Below are 22,196 nucleotides of genomic sequence, written 5' to 3'. Positions count from 1 at the left end.
TCCCTGGTGTTCACAAATCATGTGTTCACATTGATTCCAATGTGGGAGCGAGCTTGCTCGCGATGGCGTCAGATGCGGCACTGCAAAACTTACTGACTGAACAACGCCCTTTGTCCCTCTGGCGAGGTAAACATCCCATCCCCGTTATGCCCGACCCCGGGCACTTCAACCAATTGCTGCTTCAACCCTTGCGGTTGCAGCCGCTTCAGATAATCGAAGTAAAAACGCCCGCGGGCCAATCGAGACGGCCCTTGCGCCCTGGCTTCACAGCTTTTATCCAGCGCCGGATGATTCGGGTCGGTGTCCTGCTGCCCCAGCAGATAAACGACCTCACGCTTGAGGTAACTTTCCTGCAACTGTGCTGCGGTTTGTCCTTCGGCGTAAGCCGGTAAATCCGCCAGCCCGTACTTCCAGCGATGGAAATTCGGGCAACCGGCGTGGCTGAACGCCACGGGCCTGCGCTCATCGAAATAAGCGTAGGAGGACGGATTGGCGATCACGTAGCGCACCTGCACGCCGGCTGCATCGAGGTCGGATTGCGCGTGACCGAGCAACGCATAGCGCTGAACCACCTGCGCGCCGCCGGAGTGCCCGGCGATGACAATTTGCTTCACATCCGGAAACTGCTGACGGTCACCCAAGCGGGCGATGATTTCGTCGAGCGCCGCGTAGGAACTCAGCCGAAAGGGTGCCGTGGATTCGCCACCAGCCATCCATTCATTGCCTTGCCAGCGCAAAACGGTGTCGGCCACCGGATGGACCGCAACGTCGGTTTCATTGAGGAATTGCGGGGCGATCACCAGGGTCGTTGCGCTTTGCCCCGCCAGTTCGGCCGCGTGCTCACCACTCTGCAGATAGGTTTGCGCATTGCGCAAGCGACCGTGGAGGATGATCAGCACCCGTTCGATTTTTGCCGGGGCGGGGCTGATGCCCACCGCGATTTCACCTGACTTCAACAGCAGGCGCCCTGAGCTGAGTTCCTTGACCCCATGCTCGGCGGCTTGGGACGTTGCGCAAGTAAACAGAACAACCAACAACCACTTCTTCATTTACAGATTTTTCGCCGCAAAGGTATCGCACTGGCCAACCTGGCCTTGGGCGAAACCGGTTTTGAACCAGCGCACCCGTTGCGCCGACGTACCATGGGTGAAGGAGTCCGGGACTACACGGCCCTGACCCTGTTGCTGCAAACGATCGTCGCCGATGGCGTTCGCGGCGTTCAGTGCTTCTTCGATGTCGCCCGGTTCCAGCCAGTTCAGGCGCTTCTGCGCATTGTTGGCCCAGACGCCGGCCAGGCAATCGGCCTGAAGTTCCTGGCGAACCAGCAAACCACCGTCGCCTTCCATTTGCCGGCCTTGTTGGCGCGCTGCCTGAATTTTCGTGGACACCCCAAGCAGGGTCTGCACGTGGTGTCCGACTTCGTGAGCGATCACGTAGGCCTGGGCGAAGTCGCCCGCGGCGGAAAAGCGTTGGGACATCTCCTGGAAGAATGCCATGTCCAGGTAGACCTTCTGGTCGGCCGGGCAATAGAAGGGGCCGGTCGCCGAGGTGGCCAGACCGCAGGCCGAATTCACGCGGTTGCTGAACAGCACCAGGGTCGGGTCCTTATATTGGCGACCGGCCTGCTGAAATATCGCGCCCCAGGTGTCTTCGGTATCGCCGAGGATCGAGCGCACGAATTCCGCGCTCTCATCATTGGCCGGAGGTGCCTGGCGACTCTGGTTGGTGGCGGGCGCCGATTGCTGCTCCATTTGCCCGGTCAGTTGTCCGAGGATCTGCAGTGGATCCTGGCCGGTGATCCAGCCGATGCCGACAATCAGGAGGATCGCCGTCAGGCTCAAACCCTTGCCACCGCCAAAACGCATGCCGCCGCCACCACCGCCGACATCATCGCCACGGGCGTCGACCACGTTGTCGCTGCGTCGGCCTTTTTTCCATAGCATGTGGGAATCCTCTTCTGTTCCGGGTAAAGCTCCGTGCGATGAGTGTTGCTGCCAAGTGGGAGCGGCGCCAGTCCGATCGTCCGTCTTTTTTTCGCGCACAGGTTGATTCCCGGCCACCCGTGAAGGGTTGCCGAAAAGGTTTCAGGCTTGTATTGAACACGGATAACCCATCGAATTCCCTCGGGCGATGGGTTTTTATCGTGAGAGCGATCGCCGGTCCTGCGGATTATTCGTCGAATGCATCCCACACCGGCGCAAAGTCAGGGCTGACCTGGCGCTCGCGTTTGGACAGGCTGGCGATCAAGGCACGGTCTTCATCATCCAGTCGCACATCCAGCGCCGCGAGATTGGCCAGTTGATTGGGCTCGCTGCTGGCCTTGGGGATCGCGGCCACGTTGGGTTGATCGAGCAGCCATTTGAGCGCGACCTGCGTCGGCAGTACGCCGTGTTTCGCGGCGATCCGCCGGATGGCCGGAATGTCGGATACCTTGTTGCGTGCCAGTGGCGTGTAGGCTGTCAGCGCAAGATCCTGTTGACGGGCGTAGTCGAGCAGGGCGTTTTGTCCGAGCAGCACGTGGTACTCGACCTGGATCGCCGACAGCGGCGCCCCCAGTTCTTCGACGACTTTGCGTAGCAGGGGTAGTGGAAAATTCGCCACGCCAATGTTGCGCGCCAGGCCTTGCTCCTTGAACGACACCAGGGTTTCTATGGTGCGCGGCAAATCCCAATCGGTGGTTGGCCAATGGAGCATGAACAGGTCGACGTATTCGCTGCGCAGGGCTTCGAGGCTACGGTCCATGGAGTGGCGCATGGCATCGGGTTGCAGTTGGTCCCACCAGACTTTGGTCGTGACGTGGATCTGTTCGCGGGGTGTCGGACTGTTCGCCAGCGCCTGACCGACAGCGTCTTCGTTGTTGTAGGCCGCTGCCGTGTCGATGTGCCGGTAACCCAGGGCCAGAGCCTGCTCCACTGCTCGGGTGCATTCCTCGCCGAGCATTGGCCAGGTGCCGAGGCCGAGTTTCGGCATGTTCAAACCCTGAGCGTTAATGATGTGCTGCATGGTCGATCTCCTTTTCATAAGCAGTGACACCTGCGATATGGCGCGCGGCGATGTAGCCGAAGGTCAGCGCCGGGCCGAGATTGATGCCGCCAGCGGGGTAGTGACCGCCCATGATGCTGGCCATGTCGCCGCCCGCCGCGTACAGCCCAGCGATGGGTTGCGCCGCGCCATCCAGGACTTGGGCATGTTGGTTGACCTTGAGCCCGGCGAAGGTACCGAAGCAGCCCGGCTGGACTTTCACGGCATAGAAGGGGCCTTGTTCGATCGGTGCGACGCATGGGTTGGGCTGTTGCAGTGCGTCACCCTGCTTGCGGTTGTAGGGTGTGGAACCACGGCCGAATTGCGGGTCCTCGCCGTTGCGCGCGTGGCGGTTGTAGTCCGACACGGTGGTGCGCAAGCCAACCGGGTCGATGCCGCAGGCTGCAGCCAATTCCTCAAGGGTGTTGCCGGTTTTCAGATAGCCGCTGCGGATGAAGGATGACAGCGGCACCGGAAATGGCCGAGAGATGCCCAGGCCATATCGACGCTGAAAACCATGGGTGCAGATCAACCACGACGCCACTTCCTCACCCGGCGGGGCGGCGGCGACCATGGCCGTGACGTAGTCGTAGTAGCCGTTGGCTTCATTGACGAAGCGCTGGCCGTTGCTCAGCACACCGATGATGCCCGGTTTGCCGCGCTCGATGATGTGCGGGAAGTGTCCCGTGCTGCCGTCGCTGTGCGGCACCTGCGAAACCGGTGCCCAGGCGACGGCGGACGCCATGTCGGTATTCACCCTGGCACCGGCACTTTCGCCCAGGCGCAGGCCATCGCCGCAAACGCCGAGGGGTGGCAAGGCCAGATGCTCATGCCCGGTCGGTGTGCGGGGGAACAGGGCCTTGCGGCGGTCGATGTCATTGGCGAAACCACCCGCAGCGAGCACCACGGCCTTGCGTGCATGGATGCGCACCGAGCCTTTGCCGGTGTTGACCACCGCACCTCGTACCTGGTCATTCTCGCGCAGCAATCGACTCACGGGCGCTGATTCCCAGAGCAACACACCGAGGTCATCGGCGGATTTCGCCAGGCGCGCCACCAAGGCCACGCCGTTGACCAGTTGCATCGCCCGGCCATGTACGACGAGATCGAACAGGTGGCGGCTGAAGCGCCGCGTAACGTGCCAGGCCGCCGACAGTGAACGGGTCAGGTTGAGGAATGCCGTGAGGTCCGCCCCCGCCATGATCGGCATGCCCATGAACGATGTTTCCCGCATGGTTTTGCGCAGACGCTTGAGCAGTGTGCCGACTTTTCGTGCGTCGTACGGGGCGGCGATCACCGAGCGTCCACCGGTGCCGGCCCCCGGCGTGTCGCCATGAATGTCGGCAATGGCGTTGCCGTCGGCGAATTGCAGCGAGGTGTGCTGCTCGAAGAACGACACCATCCGCGGGCCGGCTTCCAGGAAAGCGTCGATCATTGCCGGATCAAAGCGCTCGCCCAGTTCGTGTTTCAGGTAAGTGCGCGGCAGTTCAACGTCTTCGACGATGCCTGCGCGCCGGGCCAGCGGGTTGCAAGGCACCCAGGCCCAGCCACCGGACCAGGCCGTGGCACCGCCGAACACAGGGTCCTTTTCTACCACTATGACTTTCAGTCCATGCCACGCGGCGGTCACGGCCGCCGACAGTCCCGCCGCACCGGAACCAACGATCAGCACATCGCAGTCGATGTCGGGAAGAAAGTACGCTTGGGCAGGCATTGTTTGAACTCCGGTGTTTTATTGTTTTGGAATCTTGTTCCAGAAAATATAAGAATCAGGTGAAGCCGAACAAGTCTTGAGGGTGTAAAACGGGCGGTTATCGAACGTTCAGTTCCAGATTTCGCATTCGTTCAGATGTCTTCTAGAATCGAGCAAATTTTGCGTGGAAGCGACCATGGCCGGCAGTCAGATCGAACGTGTTTTCAGTGTGCTCGAAAGCCTCACCAGCGATCCCCGTGGCCTGCCGATGCAGACCCTGGCAGAGCAACTGGATATCCCCAAGAGCGCGACCCATCGCCTGCTGGCCGAGCTGATCCGCCTCGGTTACGTGCGGCAGAATCCGGATAATCTGCGTTATCACCTCTCGACCAAACTGGTGGCGATGGGCTTCCGTTACCTGTCGAGCAGCGGTGCCGACATCGTGCAGCCAGTGCTTGACCGCTTGGCGCAGGAAACCGGCGAACTGGTGCGTCTCGGGGTGATCGACGGTGAGCGTCAGACCTGGATCGCCAAGTCCCAGGGCGCGCGCTCCGGTCTGCGTTACGACCCGGACATGGGCCGCGATGCGCCGTTGTTTTACACAGCCTCTGGGCATGCGTGGCTGGCCTGCATGAGCGATGCCGAAGCCTTGTCGCTGGTGGAGCGACAGGGCGCACAAGTGCCGGAACATGTGGGGCCGAACGCGCCGCGCTCGAACATCGAATTGCTCGAACGCCTGCGTCTGGCGCGGGACCAGGGCTACGCCTGGGTCGAGGAGAGCTCGGCGATCGGCACTTCGGCGATTGCGGCAGTGGTGCGCCATCCCGCCGATGGGCGGGTGATCGGCGTGCTCAGCATCGCCGGGCCGAGTGCACGGATGCCGGGGGCGCGGCTGCATGAGCTGGCGCCGTTGTTGCTCGCGTACACCGAGGAGTTGAGTGCAGCGAGCCTGGCGTCGGAGTTGTTCAACTAAGGCCTGTGCAAATCGACTGTGGGAGCGAGCAAGCCCGCTCCCACATTTTGAACAGTGTCCAGCTTGAGAAGCTGTGCGCTGTTCGAACACTTTCAGGATAGGTCTGTGTAAGAATCTGGAACCAGGTTCTAAATTATTGGAGTTCATCGCTCCAATAACACTCACAAGAGGACCGTATCTTGAATTCGCCACTTCGCATCGCCCTGATCGGTGCTGGCAACATGGGCCAGCAGCACTACCAGCATCTGCAATCCCTGACTGAAGCGACGTTGTGCGCCGTGGCCGATCCGGGACCGCAGGCGGCCAGTCTTGCGGCGCAATGGGGCGTAGCCTGTTTCGCCGATCATTGTCAGATGCTGGAGCAGGCGAAGCCAGACGCCGTGATAGTTGCCAACCCGAACACGCTGCACGTCAGCACGGCCCTCGATTGCCTCGCGGCCGGCGTGCCGGTATTGCTGGAAAAACCGGTGGGCGTGCACCTGGATGAAGCCAGGGAGCTGGTGACTGCCTCGAAGGCCAGTGGCGTTCCGATACTGGTCGGACATCATCGTCGCCACAATCCGCTGATCGTCCGCGCCCACGAGCTTGTCCACAGCGGCGCATTGGGTCGGTTGACCACGGTCACGGCGCTCTGGCAATTGCGCAAGCCCGACAGCTATTTTGAAACACCCTGGCGCCGCGAGGCCGGCGCGGGGATGCTGTTGACCAACCTGATCCACGACCTCGATCTGCTGCGGCATTTGTGCGGTGAAGTGCGCCAGGTTCAGGCCATCACCAGCAACGCCATTCGCGGGTTTGCCAACGAAGATTGCGCGGCGGTACTGCTGCAATTCGACAACGGTGCACTGGGCAGCCTGACCGGCTCCGATGCGGTGGCTGCGCCCTGGAGCTGGGAGCTGGATTCGGGGGAGAACCCGGTGTATCCGCGTCATCCTGATCAACCGTGCTACTTGCTGGCCGGGACAGGTGGGGCGCTGAGCATTCCGCAGCTTAAACGCTGGCACTACAACGATGTCGATGGCGGCTGGCATCAACCGTTGCTGGCAACCCAGGAAAGCTTCAGTGCCGATGAAGCCCTACGCTTGCAGTTGCAGCACTTCGTGCGAGTTGCGCGCCGGGAGGTCGAGCCGCTGGTGAGTGCCGCCGATGCCGCGCGTACGTTGGCGCTGATCGAAGCCATCCGCGAAGCCGCCGAAACCGGGCGTGCCTGCACGCCATCCATGATCGAGGGGTGAGCATGAGCGAGCGTATCTTCTCCCTGGCCAGCCTGACCGTGCTGGAGTTGTCACCGCCCGATATGGTCGAGGTCGCCGCGCGGGCCGGTTACAGCCATGTCGGCTTGCGTCTGGTACCGGCAACCCCGGAGGAGCACCATTTTGCCCTGGTGGCCGACCACGAACTGCGGCGCCAGACCTTGGCGCGTCTGCGCGATACCGGTATTCGGGTGCTGGACGTCGAAATCCTGCGGCTCAAACCGGAAACCGTCGTCGCCGATTTCGAAAAAGTCCTGGCGGTGGGTGCCGAGTTCGGCGCAAGTGAGTTGCTGGTGGCCGGTAACGACCCTGATGAACAACGGCTGACGGAACATTTTGCCGAACTCTGTGATCTGGCGGCACTCTATGGGCTGCACCCGCATCTGGAGTTCATGCCCTGGACCGATGCGCGCAATCTTCAACAAGCCGTGCGTATTGTAGAAAACGCCGGGCGGGGAAACGGCGGAGTGCTGGTGGACGCCTTCCACTTCGATCGTTCGGGATCGCGCCTGGAAGATCTGGCCAAAGTTGCTCCCTCACGGTTACGGTATGCACAGTTGTGTGACGTCGCAGGACTACGGCCGACCGAAATGGCGGAGATCTTGCGCCAGGCGCGTAACGAACGGCGTTTTCCCGGCGATGGCGATTGTGATCTGCAGGGATTGTTGGGGATTTTGCCGGCTGACATTCCATTGAGCCTGGAGATTCCCACCGTGCAGTTGCTGGAGCAGGGCGTGAGTGGGTTGGAGCGGGCGCAGATGGCGCTGGATAAAACCCGGGAATTGTTTGCGCGGCTGTAATCGGTGCTGCGCACCTATCGCTGGTAGGAGCGAGCTTGCTCGCGATGGTCGTCAACGATAATGAAGGCTGCCTGGAAAAACATGGCGCCCTCAGGTTCATCGCGAGCAAGCTCGCTCCTACAAAATAAGGATGTAATAAAGGAAACCCAATGACCGTCAGCACCCCGCTTTCCGGCGTCAATCAGCCCTTCAAAGGGATCCTGCTGATCGTTGTCGCGACCTTCCTGTTTTCCACCCACGACGCCTTTTCCAAATACCTCTCCGGTTTTTATCCCATTGTCATGGTGGTCTGGGCGCGCTACGTGGTTCACACCTTGTTGATGGCCGGGATTTTCCTGCCGCAGTCCGGGCTGCGGGTGCTGCGTACCAAACGGCCATTGCTGCAGGTGATCCGGGCGCTTTGCTTGCTGGGCACCAGTCTGTTTTTCACCACGGGGCTGATGTACATCCCGCTGGCCGAGGCCACGTCGGTCAACTTCCTCGCACCGGTATTGGTCACCGCGCTGTCGGTACCGCTGCTTGGCGAGCGGGTGACCCGGGGGCAATGGCTGGCAGTGATTTTCGGTTTTAGCGGAGTGCTGATCATCGTTCACCCCGGGGGCGATCTGTTTACCCCGGCGGTGTTGCTGCCGTTCTGCTCGGCGCTGTTTTTCTGCTTCTACCAACTGCTGACCCGCAAGCTCAGCGAGATCGACAGCCCGACCACCAGTAACTTCTTCGCAGGCTTGTGCAACACGCTGGTGATGAGTGCGCTGGTGCCGTTCTTCTGGCAGACGCCGAACCTGGTGCATGGTGCGATGATGCTGGCGCTGGGGGCCTGCGGGATGACGGCTCACCTGTTCCTGACCCAGGCTTTCCGCCTCGCGGCACCGGCACTGCTGGCACCGTTCAGCTATTGCCAGATCATCTTCGCCGGCCTGCTGGGCTGGCTGCTGTTTTCCCATACGCCGACACTGACCACCGTGCTCGGCATCGCCGTGATCTGCTGCAGCGGGTTGGCGGCGGCCTGGCAGCAAAGCCGCCGGTAAAAAAACCTGTGGGAGCGAGCCTGCTCGCGAAGGCGATGTATCAGACAACATCAATGTTGAATGACAGTCCGCTTTCGCGAGCAGGCTCGCTCCCACAGAGGGTGACGATGTTTTATTCGGTGACGGTCGGAATCTTGCGCGGTGCCATGAAGTACATCCAGATCAGCGCAATGAAGTACATCGCCGGAATCATGGTGAACAGCACGGTGTAGTTGTTGTTGGTGATGGTCAGGATGTGGCCGACCAGTTGGGTCATGAACATCCCGCCAATCGCCGCACACATGCCACCGAAGCCGAACACCGTACTCATCATGTGCTTGGGCGTGTAGTCCATCACCAGGCTCCAGATGTTCGCGGTCCAGGCCTGGTGCGCGCCGATGGCCAGGGAGATGGCGGCCACCGCGACCCACAGGTTGCTGGAACCGGCCGCCATGATCACGCCGATGATGCAGCAGGCGAACAGGAACATGGACATCAGTCGCGCCTTGATCGGGTTGACGCCGCGACCGATCAGGAACGAGGAGAGGATGCCGCCGCCAACGCTACCGAAGTCGGCAGTGAGGTAGATGATGATCAGCGGGATACCCATCTGGGTGACGTTGATGCCCAGGTTGTATTGCTGGTTGAGGAACGGCGGCAGCCAGTACAGGTAGAACCAGAACACCGGTGCGGTGATCGAGTAGGCGAGGGCGAAGGCCCAGGTGCCGCGCATGCGCAGGATTTTCGAGAACGGCACGCGGGTTTGTTCCGGCTCGACTTCTTTCTGGATGTAGTCCAGCTCCGACTGTTTCACGCTCGGGTGGTCTTCCGGGTTGAAGTACTTCAAACCCCAGAACAACAGCCAGATCCCGCCCAGTGATGCCATGCACAGGAACGCGGCCTGCCAACCCCAGACGTGCAGGATCAGTGGCAGCAGCATCGGCGTGAACATCGCGCCGACGTTGGTCCCGGCATTGAAAATACCGGTGGCTACCGCACGTTCACCGGCCGGGAACCACAGGCGCGTGGTTTTCACGCAGGCCGGGTAGTTGGCCGCTTCGGTCAGGCCGAGGATGAATCGGCAGACCATGAAGCCGACCGCCGAAGTGGCCAGGCCGTGGGCACCGGTCGCCAGGCTCCAGAGCAGCACGGCGCAGAAGAACACGCGCTTGACGCCGACCCGGTCGATCAAACGGCCTTGCAGCACGAAACCGATGGCGTAACCGACCTGGAACCAGAAGTTGATGTTGGCGTAGTCCATCGCCGTCCAGCTCATTTCCTTGGCCAGGATAGGCTGCATCACGCCTAGGGCGGCGCGGTCGATGTAGTTCAGGGTGGTGGCGAAAAACACCAGTGCCAGCATGCCCCAACGGGTTTTGCCGACTGCCATGGCGCCGCGGATTTTGTCGCCGATGCCACCTGTGGCGGTGCTCATGGCAGGTGCCATGCGAGAACTTTGAGAAGGAATCATGTGTGCCATCCGTTCAATGACTGACAAGCGGGGCTCGTCGTGACTTCAAGGGCGCGTGATCAATCGGTCTGTCGCGGCGTGCGCGAAAGGGCTGATCGGCTGTGTTCGTCGGCTGACGGGTTATTCAGCGAGCGGCACGGTTGTGCCGGCGGAGCGCGGGGTTCGGATGGACGCCAGGCAAGGCGTAATGACGGTAGAGCGAGTGAGCAAGGCGTTGAATGAGCGCATGAGCGTATACCCGTTTTTTGAAATTTTTATGTGGTGTTCTGGGTCTTGTTGACCGGGGCCGACGATTTCAAGACCGGACCCAATGTGGTGTTGATGTTGCGCAGTGAACAAAAAATCGTCAATTCGCTATCGGCCATTGTGTTCGATAATCGCACGCAAAACTAACTGGGTAGTACACTTTAAATTGCTCAATGCATCGACCAGCTCAATAATCCGTCCACTCTTTCAAAAGCGGCGCAAATTCCCTGTAGCCGAAGCCTCCATCGGGAGCCGAAACATGCAGCGTTCCATTGCCACCGTATCCTTGAGCGGTACCCTGCCGGAAAAACTCGAAGCCATTGCCGCCGCCGGGTTCGACGGCGTCGAGATTTTCGAGAACGACCTTCTCTACTACGACGGTAGTCCACGGGAAATTAAACAGATGTGCGCCGATCTCGGGATCGCCATCACCCTGTTTCAACCGTTCCGTGATTTCGAAGGCTGCCGCCGCGATCGCCTGTCGCGCAACCTGGAACGCGCCGAGCGCAAATTCGACCTGATGCAGGAGCTGGGCACTGACCTGGTGCTGGTGTGCAGCAATGCCTCGGCCGAGTCCATCGGTGATGAACAGGTTCTGGTCGACGACTTGCGACTTCTGGCCGAGCACGCCGGGGCACGTGGCCTGCGCATCGGTTACGAAGCGCTGGCCTGGGGCCGGCATGTGAACACCTGGCAACAGGTGTGGAACATCGTGCGTCAGGCCGATCACCCAAGCCTCGGCGTGTTGCTGGACAGCTTTCACACCCTGTCGCTCAAGGGCGATCCAAGTGCTATCGCCGAGATTCCTGGCGACAAGATTTTCTTCGTGCAAATGGCTGACGCGCCGATCCTGGCCATGGACGTGCTGGAGTGGAGCCGGCATTTTCGCTGCTTCCCGGGCCAGGGTGAATTCGACTTGCCGGGGTTCCTCGCGCCGATCATCAAGAGTGGCTACACCGGGCCTCTGTCGCTGGAAATCTTCAACGATGGCTTCCGCGCCGCGCCGCCACGAGCCAACGCCGCCGACGGCTTGCGTTCGTTGCTGTATCTGGAAGAGAAAACCCGCGAGCGTCTGGCCCAGGAAGCCAGGCCTGCGGCCAACTCTGAAATTCTGTTCGAAACGCCCAAGGCCAGTGAGTACAACGGCATCGAGTTTCTCGAGTTCGCCGTGGACGAAAGCCTCGGCGCCAAGCTCTCGCATTGGCTTGAGCGACTGGGTTTCGTCAAGGCCGGGCAGCATCGTTCCAAGAGCGTCAGCCTGATGCGCCAGGGCGATATCAATTTGATCCTCAACTCCGAACCTTACTCCTTCGGCCACAGCTTTTTCGAAGCCCACGGCCCTTCGTTGTGCGCTACCGCCGTGCGGGTCAAGGACAGCGCCAGTGCGCTGGCCCGAGCCGTGGCCTACAAGGGTCAACCCTATCGCGGGCTGGTGGGCCCCAATGAACTGGAACTGGCGGCGGTGCGTGCGCCGGATGGCAGCCTGATTTATCTGGTGGACCAGGATGCCGACGTCTACGGTACCGACTTCAATCTGCTGGCGGATGCACCGGTCAGCGGTGGCCTCAAGCGCATCGACCACATGGCCATGGCGCTGCCGGCCGACAGCCTCGACAGCTGGGTGCTGTTCTATAAGAGCCTGCTGGATTTCGAGGCAGACGATGAAGTCGTGCTGCCGGATCCTTATGGTCTGGTGAAGAGCCGTGCCTTGCGTAGCCGGGACAGTTCGATCCGCCTGCCACTGAACATTTCCGAGAACCGCAACACCGCGATCTCACACGCGCTGTCGAGTTATCGCGGCTCCGGCGTGCACCACATCGCGTTTGATTGTGATGACATCTTTGCCCAGGTCAGCCGTGCAAAAGAGGCGGGCGTGCCGCTGTTGGATATTCCGCTCAACTACTACGATGACCTGGCGGCGCGGTTCGATTTCGACGACGAGTTCCTCAGTGAACTGGCCTACTACAATGTGTTGTACGACCGCGACGCCCAGGGCGGTGAACTGTTTCATGTGTATACCGAGCCGTTCGAGGGGCGGTTCTTCTTCGAGATCATCCAGCGTAAAAACGGTTATGCCGGCTACGGCGCGGCCAACGTCGCGGTGCGCCTGGCGGCCATGGCCAAATCCCGTAGCGGTGCATTGCGCCAGGCGAAGTTGTAGGTAATTCGTAAACGCGGGATTAAACGTGGGCCGCGCGGCTTCCTTCACTGTGCCGCGCAGCCCATAATCGCCAGCCTGTGCAGTGATGGCCGTGAGCCCGCAATGACAATGACTTCAGAACTCCCCGCAGCCTCCGTAGAACCTGGTGCCGAGCCGCGCAAGAGTCGCAAGAACAACCCGGAAAAGACCCGCGAAAACATCCTGCAGGAGGCGATTGTCGAATTCGTCCAGCAGGGGCTTTCCGGTGCCCGCGTCGATGCCATCGCCGAGCGCATCCACACCTCCAAGCGCATGATCTATTACTACTTCGGCAGTAAGGAGCAGCTCTACGTCGAGGTGCTGGAGAAACTCTACGGCGATATCCGCAACACCGAAAATCGCCTGCACCTGGCAGAGCTGGCGCCGGTCGAAGCCATTCGGCGGCTGGTGGAGTTCACCTTCGATCACCATGATCGCAACGTCGATTTCGTGCGCATCGTCAGTATCGAGAACATTCACAACGCCGAGTACGTGAAGCGCTCCGATGCGATCAAGGCGATGAACAACACTATCCTCGATTCACTGGGCGAGATTCTGCGTCGCGGCGCCGAGCAGGGGCTTTTCCGTACCGGGCTTGATCCGCTGGACGTGCATTTGCTGATCAGTTCGTTCTGCTTCTATCGCGTCTCGAACCGCCACACCTTTGGTGAGATTTTTCAGATCGACCTGCCGGACGAACGTATCAAGCAGCGTCATCGGGAGATGATTTGCGAGTCGGTTCTGCGGTACCTGCAAGCCTGAGGCGAGGTGAGGGGGTTGCCCCCTCACTTCACTCATTCAGTCATTCAGTCATTCATGCTCTGGAAGTGCTCAAGCATCCGCTGGGCATCCGGGACTACGCCGCTGAACAGCTCGAATGCTTTGACCGCCTGAAACACCGCCATGTTGCCGCCGTCCAGTGTCCGGCAACCGAGGGCGCGGGCGTTGCGCAGCAGTTCGGTTTCCAGTGGGAAGTAAACGATCTCCGCCACCCACAATTCGGCCCGCAGCAGCTCCACTGGCACCGGCATGCCCGGCAGTTTTTTCATGCCCATCGGCGTGGTGTTCACCAGGCCGTCAGCCTGTGCCATGGCATCGGGCAGGTCATACCCGGCCACCGCCCGACTGACGCCGAAATGCTGATTGAGGTTGTCAGCCAGATCCTGGGCGCGGCGGATGTCCACGTCAAAAATGCTCAGCTGTTGTACGCCTTCGCTCAACAACGCGTGGGCCACCGCTGCACCTGCGCCACCAGCGCCCATCTGTACGACACGTTCAACGGCAACGCCTTTCAAACCTCGGCGAAACCCCTCGGCAAAGCCCAGGCAATCGGTGTTGTGGCCGATGCGTTTGCCATCCTTGAGCACCACCGTGTTGACCGCACCGATACCGCGGGCCTCCGGCGAGAGTTCGTCGAGCAGCGGGATGATCGCCTGCTTGCATGGAAAGGTGATGTTCAGCCCGGTGTAGTTCATGCGCTCGGCAGCCATCAACAGGTCGGGCAGGGCGTTGCTGTCGAGCTTCAACTGATCAAGATCGATCAGGCGATACAGATAGCGCAGCCCCTGGGCATCGCCTTCATGCTCGTGCATGGCCGGTGTGCGGGACGCCTGGATGCCGGCGCCAATCAGCCCGGCCAGTATCACGTGGTTCTGAGTCACGGCGATCACCCCTTCAAACGATGACTGAAGTGTTCCAGCGCCAGGCGATAGCCATGACTGCCAAAACCGGCCATCACCGCCGTTGCAATGGCGGATACGAACGAATGGTGGCGGAAGGGCTCGCGGGCGTGCACGTTGGACAGGTGGACTTCGATCACCGGCAGTTCGCTGGCGACCAGGGCGTCGCGGATGGCGACCGAGGTGTGGGTCCACGCGGCAGGATTGATGACGATCCCGGCGCAGCGACCGCGGGCGGCGTGAATCCAGTCGAGCAATTCGCCTTCATGGTTGGTCTGGCGAAACTCCACCGCCAGGCCGAACTCTTCGGCGGCGCGTGCGCACAGGGCCGAAATGTCTGCCAGGGTTTCGTGGCCGTAAGTCGCCGGTTCACGGGTGCCGAGCAGGTTCAGGTTCGGGCCGTTGAGCACCAGAACGATAGGGGGCATCGGAATCTCTCCACTTGTTATTTTTGGAATCGGCCGAGGGCTTCAGCCTGTGGAGATAAATTGTACTAACTGGTTAATTTGGTCAATTGAAGTGAAGGTATGCCGGCTGTTTGTGGGCGGTGATCGGACACTTTCGCAGGTCAGCGCGGCAGGTGCTCCACGAGGAAATCGATAAACGCCCTCAAGCGCAGCGGTACATGGCGACTTTGCGGATACAGCAAGGTAAACGGCCGCGAGCGCCCGCCATAGGGCTTGAGCACTTCCACCAGCGAGCCGTCGGCCAGTTCCTTTTCCACGATAAACCGGTAGGTCTGAAACAACCCCGCCCCGTGTTTGGCCAAGGTCACACCGCCCAGCACATCGTCGGAGCAACTGAGGTTGCCCTCGGCCAGAATCTCCCGGGGCACGCCTTCATCGTTGAACAGCCAGGCAATGCGTCGGCCGCTGCTGGGCAATTCGTACTGGATGCATTCGTGGTTTTCGAGGTCGTCGAGGGTTTGCGGAGTGCCGGCCCGTTTCAGGTAATCAGGACTGGCGATCATCACCAGGGCGGCATCTTCCAACGGTCGGGCGATCAGGCCGGAATCCGGGATGGCTCGCACGCGAATCGCCATGTCGTAGCCTTCGCCGACGAAATCGATGTTGCGATTACTGATGTGCGACTCGACCTTCACCGCCGGATAACGCGCCCGAAATTCGGGCAACAGCGGCAGAATTCGATGATGCGCGTAGGTGGTCGGAATACTGATGCGCAACGTACCGGACGGCACTTGCTGCTGGCCCATCACCTCGCGCTGGGCCTCGACCAGTTGAGCAAGGGCCTGGCGACATTCTTCGTAATAACGGCGACCACTGTCGGTCAGCTTCACACTACGCGTGGTGCGCGCGAACAGGCGCACACCAAGGCGTTCTTCCATGCGCGACACCGAACGGCTCACGGCAGCGGGGGTGACACCGGCCACCAGCGCCGCGGCAGTAAAACTGCCGGCCTCGGCGGCCAGGCAAAACAGCTCGATGCTGCCCAACTGAAGATCGTCGAATTGTCGCTGCATGATTGATTACACCGGGGATCAGATGAAGAAACTGGACCAGTATTTATCAGGTGCCAGCGTCGTAATGAAAGGATTTCTTACCATTGCGCGCGGTGTTCCTCAGGGCCGGGTAACGCCAGGACGCTAGTCTGAGGACGCAAGAATTGATTCGACGGCCAATACCAGCGGTCGGATTCTCCAGGGAATGTCGAATCCTCGGACTCATAAACCTAACGGATGGGTTAGCATGAAGGTATGTAATCACAAGGGACTGTCGGTGGTGATCATGTTGCGAGACGAGCATTGTCCGCCTCATGCGCATGTGGAGGCGGGTACATGGAGTGCGAGGTTCAGGTTCAGCTTTTGGCACAACGGTGTCGAGCTCTGGGATGTAGTTCCGCTTTCGCGTCGGCCATCGTTGGCAGTGCTTGAGGGATTGCGCCAATCGCTCCAGCAGCCTGCCCATTTGCGGCGCGCCCGGGGCATCTGGTGGCGAAAATTGCAAACGGCTTGTCTTGATAATCAATTATGGGACTGGCAAAGCAACGAAGTCGTTGTGGTGAAAAGGGTTGTCAGTACGACCAACATGATTGGGTCGGCTTGCTACGAACCTGAATCGAACAAGACGTTGCTGTCCCTGATAGGCACACAGGAAAGTGTAGAGATCGAGTTATGAAAACGATAAAAGCCAAGGTTCAGGCCGATAATCCCGTAACGGAAAGCAGCCTGGACAAAGCCATTGAACGTGGCGAGTTACGTAGAAAAAATAGCCTGCAAGCGACGGCGGTTACCTACCTGCCCCCCTGTCTGGCCGTCAGCTTCGAAGACGGCAGCGGCGTATTGTTGCCCGTAGCCAACTATCCGGAGTTCGATGATTTTGAGGGCGAGGAACTTGCCAGTCTGACTGTCGGCTACGCGGGTACTGCCCTGTGCCATGAAGGCAAGGACCTGCATGTATCTATTGCCGGGTTGATTTCTGCGAGCAAGCCCCTGATGGCCATGGCGGCGTCGGTCGTTGCTTCGCGCAATGGTCGCCAGAGCAGCGCCGCAAAGTCTGAAGCTGCGCGGGCCAATGGCAAGAAGGGCGGGCGCCCGCGCAAGGTCGATGTTGTCTTGCCGGTACCCACAAAAAAGCCGTCGTGAAGACGGCTTTTTTGTGCCTGGCAGGTGTCATCAACGCCGGGTCAGCATCACCCCGGATTCCATGTGGTGGGTCCACGGGAACTGGTCGAACATCGCGCATCGGCTGATGCGGTGGGTGTCGTGCAGTTGGGTGATGTTGGCTGCCAGGGTCTCCGGGTTGCAGGAGATGTACAGGATGTTGTCGAAGCGCCGGGTCAGCTCGCAGGTGTCCGGGTCCATGCCGGCGCGGGGCGGGTCGACGAAGACGCTACCGAACTCGTAGCTCTTGAGGTCGATACCGTGCAGGCGGCGGAACGGACGGACTTCGTTCAGGGCTTCGGTCAGCTCTTCGGCGGACAAACGCACCAAGGTGACGTTATCTACCGCGTTTTCGCTGAGATTGCTCAAGGCCGCGTTGACCGAGGTCTTGCTGATTTCGGTGGCCAGCACCTTGCGCACGCGGGTGGCGAGGGGCAGGGTGAAGTTGCCGTTGCCGCAGTACAGCTCCAGCAAATCATCGGAGCGATCGCCGAGCGCATCGTATGCCCAGTTGAGCATCTTCTGGTTCACCGTGCCGTTGGGCTGGGTGAACGCGCCTTCAGGCTGGCGATAGCTGAAGGTGCGGCCGCCGACTTCCAGCTTCTCGACCACGTAATCGTGACCGATGACTTCGCGCTTGCCCTTGGAGCGACCGATGATGCTGACGTTCAGGTCCGTCGCCAGTTTCGACGCCGCTGCATGCCAGTGCTCGTCCAGCGGGCGGTGATAGCACAGGGTGATCATCGCGTCGCCGGCCAGAGTGGTCAGGAACTCCACCTGGAACAGCTTGTGGCTCAGGGGCGCGCTGGCTTGCCACGCTGCCTTCAGCTGCGGCATCAACTGGTTGATGCGCAGGCTGGCAATCGGGAACTCTTCGATCAGGATTGGCGTGCGTTTGTCTTCCTGGGAAAACATCGCGTAGTGACGCTCGCCGGCCTCGCGCCACAGGCGGAACTCGGCGCGCAGGCGGAAGTTTTTCAGCGGCGAATCGAAAACGGCTGGCTCCGGTGCATCGAACGGGGCCAGCAGGTCACGCAGACGCGTGACCTTTTCTTCGAGCTGAACGGCGTAGGCCTGGGAATCAAAAGTCATGCGTTGAACCAACCCAGCTTGATCACGAACAGAATCGACAGGATCACCAGCGCCGGGTTGAGCTCACGGCCACGACCGGACATCAGCTTGATGGCGGTCCAGGAAATGAAACCGAAGGCGATGCCATTGGCGATGGAGTAAGTGAACGGCATTGCCAGCGCGGTGATCACCACCGGCGCGGCGACGGTAATGTCGTCCCAGTCTATTTCGGCCAGGCCGGATGTCATCAACACGGCGACGAACAGCAGTGCCGGCGCGGTGGCGAAGGCCGGAACGCTGGCGGCCAGTGGCGAGAAGAACAGCGCCAGCAGGAACAGGAACGCCACCACGATGGCGGTCAAGCCGGTGCGGCCGCCGGCACTCACGCCAGCTGCGGATTCGATGTAACTGGTGGTGGTCGAGGTGCCCAGCAGGGAACCGGCCATGGCGGCGGTGCTGTCGGCGATCAGGGCACGGCCCATTTTCGGCATGTGACCGTCCTTGCGCATCAGACCGGCGCGCTTGGCCACACCGATCAGGGTGCCGGAGTTGTCGAACAGATCGACGAACAGGAAGGCGAAGATCACGCTGACCAGACCGATGTCCAGTGCACCCTTGATGTCCAGTTGCAGGAAGGTCGGGGCCAGCGATGGCGGCATCGACATCACGCCGCCGAACGGGGTGAAGCCCATCACGATGGAAATGATGGTCACCACCAGAATGCCGATCAGCACTGCGCCGCGCACGGCAAGGGCTTCGAGGGCGACGATCAGGGCAAAACCGAGGGTGGCGAGGATCGGGGCCGGTTGTTTCAGGTCACCGAGGCCGACCATGGTCGCCGGGTTGCTGACCACGATGCCGGCGTTGTGCAGGGCGATCAGCGCCAGGAACAGGCCGATGCCGGCGGCAATCGCCGAGCGCAGCGGCAACGGGATGCTGTTGATGATCCATTCACGGATGCGGAAGATCGACAGCAGGAAGAAGCACACCGCCGAGATGAACACCGCGCCCAGCGCCACTTGCCAGGTATGGCCCATGTGCAGGACCACGGTGTAGGTAAAAAAGGCGTTCAGTCCCATGCCCGGTGCGAGGGCGATCGGGTAGTTGGCGATCAGGCCCATGGTCGTCGAGCCGATGGCCGCTGCCAGACAGGTGGCGACAAACACTGCGCCCTTGTCCATGCCGGTCTCGCCGAGGATGCTCGGGTTGACGAACAGAATGTAGGCCATGGCCAAAAAGGTCGTGACGCCCGCCAGAATCTCGGTCCGCACGTTGGTGTTGTGTGCCTTGAGTTGAAACAGCCTTTCCAGCATGTCTGCTCCCCGTGGCGCGCCGGGCGCCGTGAATGTATCGACCTCAACAGCAAAGCACAGGCAGCAGAACGCGCCTGGAAATTACTGTGGGCCGGAAAAAGCCGCGCATCATACCAGTAGCTTGGGAATATGGCTGCTTTGGCGGTGATCGTCGTCGATGTTTTGCGACAAAGCCAAGTGCGCCATACTGCGCGCTGGTTTTTTGGGGTGGATGGGTCCTGCATGAAAAAGCGTCTGGTTGCCGCCCTCGGAATAGGGGGGGCGTTGTTTCTCGGGGCGCAAACGGCCGTGGCGGCCTCGGCTCCACCTCTGACGCAATTGAAAGTGCTCAAGGTCGCGTCGCCGTCCTGTGGTGTCGAGAGCATCGACGAAGGGCAAACCCGAACTCGCTGCGATCACATTGGCCCGAACATCATGGTCTACTTGCTGGAAGTGGGTTATGGGCGTGAGGCCCATGTCGCCCTGGACGGTTTCGAGGTGAATGGCACCCGCACACCAGTTTGTGCGTTCAAGAACGGCAACCTGACCAGCTGCACTCCCGGGGAAAAAACCGTCGGCTATTTGTATGCCCTCGATCTGGCGGGCAAGCAGGAAGGCACGCTGACCTTCAGCAATACCTCGATCAACGCGCCCGGCAATACGATGTCGACGCAGCTTTATATCCAGTAACCGCACGTATCGAACAAGGGTCAGAAAGCTGACTACGCTTAAAAGATCATTCCGTGGACAGTACCCGATGACCTTTAGAGCCTTGATTGCCCTTGCCGAGGGCACCGACGACCTGCAAACCGTGACCCTGATCGACGTACTGCGCCGCGCCAAAATAGAAGTGGTGGTGGCCAGTATCGAAGGACGGCGCATGCTCACCTGCGCCCGCGGCACTCGCCTGACGTCCGATGCGATGCTGGTGGACTTGCTGGCGCAACCCTTCGACCTGATCGCCTTGCCCGGTGGGGCGGTGGGTTCGCAGCACCTGGCTGCCCACCAACCCCTGCAACAATTGGTCAAGGATCAGGCGGCGGCCGGTCGCCTGTTCGCCGGCATCGCCGAAGCGCCCGCCGTGGCACTGCAGGCCTTTGGCGTATTGCGTCAGCGGCGCATGACCTGCCTGCCCTCGGCCAGCCATCAACTGCTGGGCTGTACCTTCGTCGATCAACCGGTGGTGGTCGACGGCAACTGCATCACCGCCCAGGGCTCGGCTGGCGCATTGGCATTTGCCCTGGCGCTGGTGGAGCAACTCTGCGGTAAAGCCACTCGTATGGCAGTGGCGGGGGAGTTGCTCGTTTAGAGAGTGTCAGACCTTCGCCTCTTCCTTCTCTTCATCTTTAGCCACGTGCATGCGATCGCGGCTGGCCAGGGTCGGGAACAGTTTGACCCACACCCCGGTCACCACCAGCGTGCCGATCCCGCCCATGACCACCGCTGGCACGGTGCCGAACCAGTGGGCAGTCAGTCCCGATTCGAATTCGCCCAACTGGTTCGAGGCACCGATGAACAGTCCATTGACGGCGCTGACCCGACCGCGCATTTCGTCCGGTGTTTCCAGTTGAACGAACGAGGCGCGGATCACCATGCTGATCATGTCTGCCGCGCCCAACACCACCAACACCGCCAGGGAAAACCAGAACGATGTCGACAGGCCGAAGGCGATGGTTGCCACGCCGAAGATGCCCACGGCCGTGAACATCACCCGTCCGACGTTGCGTTCCACGGCAAACCGCGCCAGGAACAGCGACATCAGCAGCGCGCCTACCGCCGGCGCCGAGCGCAGCAGGCCAAGCCCCCACGGGCCGGTCAGCAGAATGTCCTTGGCGAACACCGGCAGCAGCGCTGTGGCGCCACCCAATAGCACCGCAAACAGATCGAGGGAGATCGCCCCGAGAATGTCCGGACGACTGCGGATGAAGCGAATGCCCGCCAGCAGTGAGTCCAGCGTGGCCTTGCCCTTGTTCAGCGGGGTTTGTCGGGCCGACAGGTTGAGCATCAGCGAACAGGCGATGACATACAAAAGCACCGTCGGGCCATACACCCAGACGCTGCCGAAGGCGTAGAGCAAGCCGCCGAGGGCTGGAGCGACGATGGTTGCCGATTGCTGGGCCGATTGTGCGGCGGCCACTGCACGGGGAAACAACGCGCTGGGCACGATACTGGGCAACAGGGCCTGGGTGGTCGGCATTTCAAAGGAGCGAGCGGCACCGAGCAGGAAGGCCAGGATAAAGATCATTTCCCGGGTGACATGGTCGGTGGCGCTGCCGATGGCCAGCGACAGGGCGATCAATGCCTGGAGGGACTGGCAGATCGCCGCGACCTTGCGCCGGTCATAACGGTCGGCGACGTGCCCTGTGTGCAGCATGAACAGTACGCGCGGGGCGAACTCGACCAGGCCGACCAGACCCAGGTCGAGCACGTTGCCGGTCAATTGATACAGGTTCCAGCCGATGGCCACGGTGAGCATCTGGAAGCCGCTGGCGGTAAATACCCGGGCCAGCCAGAACGCGAGAAAAGGGCGATGGTGACGTAACAGCAAGGGCTCTTGGCTGGGCATCTGCGGGAAGATCTGGGGAGAGGGGAGTAGCGAGATTATCACCAGCCTGTAACAAAAAGTTGCTGTGACAAAAGATTTAGTTAGCCAGATATCGATTTTCATGTGGGAGCGGGCTTGCTCGCGAAGGCTGAGTGTCAGTCGACATTGATGTTGAAGCTGATGCCCCCTTCGCGAGCAAGCTCGCTCCCACAAGGAGATATGTTTCTGCCTGTTACCCCGGCCGTGAGGCAACTTGTCACGCGGCAAAAGACCACGCGGTTCATCCCCGAAATTGGGACTACTCTTTCAACGTTGATTGATCCAGATCAAAACCCACAAAAGGAAT

The 22,196-nt window shown here is 60.7% G+C and carries 21 protein-coding genes; 10 read left to right on the top strand and 11 right to left on the bottom strand.

Going from position 1 to position 22,196, the window contains the following annotated elements; translation table 11 throughout:
* Window positions 1-89: 89 nt before the first annotated feature.
* From PSJE_RS29095 to PSJE_RS29080, 4 genes are all read right to left on the bottom strand, one after another.
* The gene (locus tag PSJE_RS29095; RefSeq protein WP_090451548.1) at window positions 90-1,049 is read right to left on the bottom strand and encodes an alpha/beta hydrolase; all 960 of its coding nucleotides are present in this window, start codon (window positions 1,047-1,049) and stop codon (window positions 90-92) included.
* Window positions 1,050-1,943 (bottom strand): KPN_02809 family neutral zinc metallopeptidase, encoded by an 894-nt coding sequence (gene ypfJ / locus PSJE_RS29090; RefSeq protein WP_090451547.1) that lies wholly within the window; start codon window positions 1,941-1,943, stop codon window positions 1,050-1,052. It lies immediately after the preceding gene.
* Between the two features lie 226 nt (window positions 1,944-2,169).
* The gene (locus PSJE_RS29085; protein ID WP_090451545.1) at window positions 2,170-3,003 is read right to left on the bottom strand and encodes an aldo/keto reductase; all 834 of its coding nucleotides are present in this window, start codon (window positions 3,001-3,003) and stop codon (window positions 2,170-2,172) included.
* Window positions 2,987-4,735 (bottom strand): FAD-dependent oxidoreductase, encoded by a 1,749-nt coding sequence (locus tag PSJE_RS29080; protein ID WP_090451543.1) that lies wholly within the window; start codon window positions 4,733-4,735, stop codon window positions 2,987-2,989. The genes PSJE_RS29085 and PSJE_RS29080 overlap by 17 nt, the downstream gene beginning before the upstream one ends.
* 175 nt (window positions 4,736-4,910) lie before the next feature.
* Between PSJE_RS29080 and PSJE_RS29075 the strand changes: the two genes are divergently transcribed.
* From PSJE_RS29075 to PSJE_RS29060, 4 genes are all read left to right on the top strand, one after another.
* Window positions 4,911-5,687, top strand: a complete 777-nt coding sequence (locus PSJE_RS29075; RefSeq protein WP_090451541.1) for an IclR family transcriptional regulator — start codon at window positions 4,911-4,913, stop codon at window positions 5,685-5,687.
* A gap of 179 nt (window positions 5,688-5,866) precedes the next feature.
* Window positions 5,867-6,922: a Gfo/Idh/MocA family protein gene (locus PSJE_RS29070; protein ID WP_090451539.1), complete on the top strand. Its 1,056-nt coding sequence runs from the start codon at window positions 5,867-5,869 to the stop codon at window positions 6,920-6,922.
* Between the two features lie 2 nt (window positions 6,923-6,924).
* The gene (locus PSJE_RS29065; RefSeq protein WP_090451537.1) at window positions 6,925-7,740 is read left to right on the top strand and encodes a sugar phosphate isomerase/epimerase family protein; all 816 of its coding nucleotides are present in this window, start codon (window positions 6,925-6,927) and stop codon (window positions 7,738-7,740) included.
* A 149-nt stretch (window positions 7,741-7,889) separates the two neighbouring features.
* Window positions 7,890-8,768, top strand: coding sequence for a DMT family transporter (locus PSJE_RS29060; RefSeq protein ID WP_090451535.1), 879 nt, complete (start codon window positions 7,890-7,892; stop codon window positions 8,766-8,768).
* Window positions 8,769-8,880: 112 nt separating this feature from the next.
* On the opposite strand, the gene PSJE_RS29055 is transcribed toward PSJE_RS29060, so the two are convergent.
* Window positions 8,881-10,218: an MFS transporter gene (locus tag PSJE_RS29055; RefSeq protein WP_057713204.1), complete on the bottom strand. Its 1,338-nt coding sequence runs from the start codon at window positions 10,216-10,218 to the stop codon at window positions 8,881-8,883.
* A 505-nt stretch (window positions 10,219-10,723) separates the two neighbouring features.
* Between PSJE_RS29055 and quiC the strand changes: the two genes are divergently transcribed.
* Together quiC and PSJE_RS29045 are read left to right on the top strand one after the other, a co-directional pair.
* The gene (quiC, locus tag PSJE_RS29050) at window positions 10,724-12,625 is read left to right on the top strand and encodes a 3-dehydroshikimate dehydratase QuiC (protein WP_090451533.1); all 1,902 of its coding nucleotides are present in this window, start codon (window positions 10,724-10,726) and stop codon (window positions 12,623-12,625) included.
* Window positions 12,626-12,727: 102 nt separating this feature from the next.
* Window positions 12,728-13,405 (top strand): TetR/AcrR family transcriptional regulator, encoded by a 678-nt coding sequence (locus PSJE_RS29045; protein WP_057713206.1) that lies wholly within the window; start codon window positions 12,728-12,730, stop codon window positions 13,403-13,405.
* 44 nt (window positions 13,406-13,449) lie between these two features.
* Here PSJE_RS29045 and PSJE_RS29040 read toward each other — a convergent pair whose 3' ends face one another.
* The 3 genes from PSJE_RS29040 to PSJE_RS29030 all read right to left on the bottom strand — a co-directional run bounded on the left by PSJE_RS29040 (window position 13,450) and on the right by PSJE_RS29030 (window position 15,802).
* On the bottom strand, window positions 13,450-14,304 hold the full coding sequence (locus PSJE_RS29040; RefSeq protein ID WP_057716559.1) for a shikimate dehydrogenase: 855 nt from the start codon (window positions 14,302-14,304) through the stop codon (window positions 13,450-13,452).
* A 5-nt stretch (window positions 14,305-14,309) separates the two neighbouring features.
* Window positions 14,310-14,750, bottom strand: a complete 441-nt coding sequence (aroQ, locus tag PSJE_RS29035; protein ID WP_090451531.1) for a type II 3-dehydroquinate dehydratase — start codon at window positions 14,748-14,750, stop codon at window positions 14,310-14,312.
* Window positions 14,751-14,890: 140 nt separating this feature from the next.
* The gene (locus PSJE_RS29030; RefSeq protein WP_090451530.1) at window positions 14,891-15,802 is read right to left on the bottom strand and encodes a LysR family transcriptional regulator; all 912 of its coding nucleotides are present in this window, start codon (window positions 15,800-15,802) and stop codon (window positions 14,891-14,893) included.
* 226 nt (window positions 15,803-16,028) lie between these two features.
* On the opposite strand from PSJE_RS29030, the gene PSJE_RS29025 reads away from it, so the two are divergent.
* Together PSJE_RS29025 and PSJE_RS29020 are read left to right on the top strand one after the other, a co-directional pair.
* A complete protein-coding gene (locus PSJE_RS29025) occupies window positions 16,029-16,457 on the top strand; it encodes a DUF4160 domain-containing protein (protein WP_090451528.1) in 429 nt (142 codons plus the stop codon).
* Complete coding sequence (locus tag PSJE_RS29020) at window positions 16,454-16,924, top strand: DUF2442 domain-containing protein (RefSeq protein WP_090451526.1); 471 nt, start codon at window positions 16,454-16,456, stop codon at window positions 16,922-16,924. The genes PSJE_RS29025 and PSJE_RS29020 overlap by 4 nt, the downstream gene beginning before the upstream one ends.
* Before the next feature lie 30 nt (window positions 16,925-16,954).
* Here PSJE_RS29020 and trmA read toward each other — a convergent pair whose 3' ends face one another.
* Complete coding sequence (trmA, locus tag PSJE_RS29015) at window positions 16,955-18,034, bottom strand: tRNA (uridine(54)-C5)-methyltransferase TrmA (RefSeq protein ID WP_090451524.1); 1,080 nt, start codon at window positions 18,032-18,034, stop codon at window positions 16,955-16,957.
* Window positions 18,031-19,326 (bottom strand): NCS2 family permease, encoded by a 1,296-nt coding sequence (locus PSJE_RS29010; RefSeq protein ID WP_008050771.1) that lies wholly within the window; start codon window positions 19,324-19,326, stop codon window positions 18,031-18,033. The genes trmA and PSJE_RS29010 overlap by 4 nt, the downstream gene beginning before the upstream one ends.
* Before the next feature lie 222 nt (window positions 19,327-19,548).
* Here PSJE_RS29010 and PSJE_RS29005 point away from each other — a divergent pair, with 222 nt between their 5' ends.
* Window positions 19,549-19,995: a DUF4879 domain-containing protein gene (locus PSJE_RS29005; protein WP_057716560.1), complete on the top strand. Its 447-nt coding sequence runs from the start codon at window positions 19,549-19,551 to the stop codon at window positions 19,993-19,995.
* A 67-nt stretch (window positions 19,996-20,062) separates the two neighbouring features.
* Window positions 20,063-20,614 carry a DJ-1 family glyoxalase III gene (locus tag PSJE_RS29000; protein ID WP_090451522.1) on the top strand — a complete coding sequence of 184 codons (552 nt, stop codon included), beginning with the start codon at window positions 20,063-20,065 and terminating at the stop codon, window positions 20,612-20,614.
* Between the two features lie 6 nt (window positions 20,615-20,620).
* On the opposite strand, the gene PSJE_RS28995 is transcribed toward PSJE_RS29000, so the two are convergent.
* Entirely contained in the window at window positions 20,621-21,871 is a 1,251-nt protein-coding gene (locus tag PSJE_RS28995) for an MFS transporter (RefSeq protein WP_090451520.1), read from the bottom strand.
* Window positions 21,872-22,196 lie beyond the last annotated feature (325 nt).

Source organism: Pseudomonas jessenii, from assembly GCF_002236115.1.
GTDB classification, from domain to species: domain Bacteria; phylum Pseudomonadota; class Gammaproteobacteria; order Pseudomonadales; family Pseudomonadaceae; genus Aquipseudomonas; species Aquipseudomonas jessenii.
This window is presented reverse-complemented; position numbering and strand designations above follow the sequence as displayed.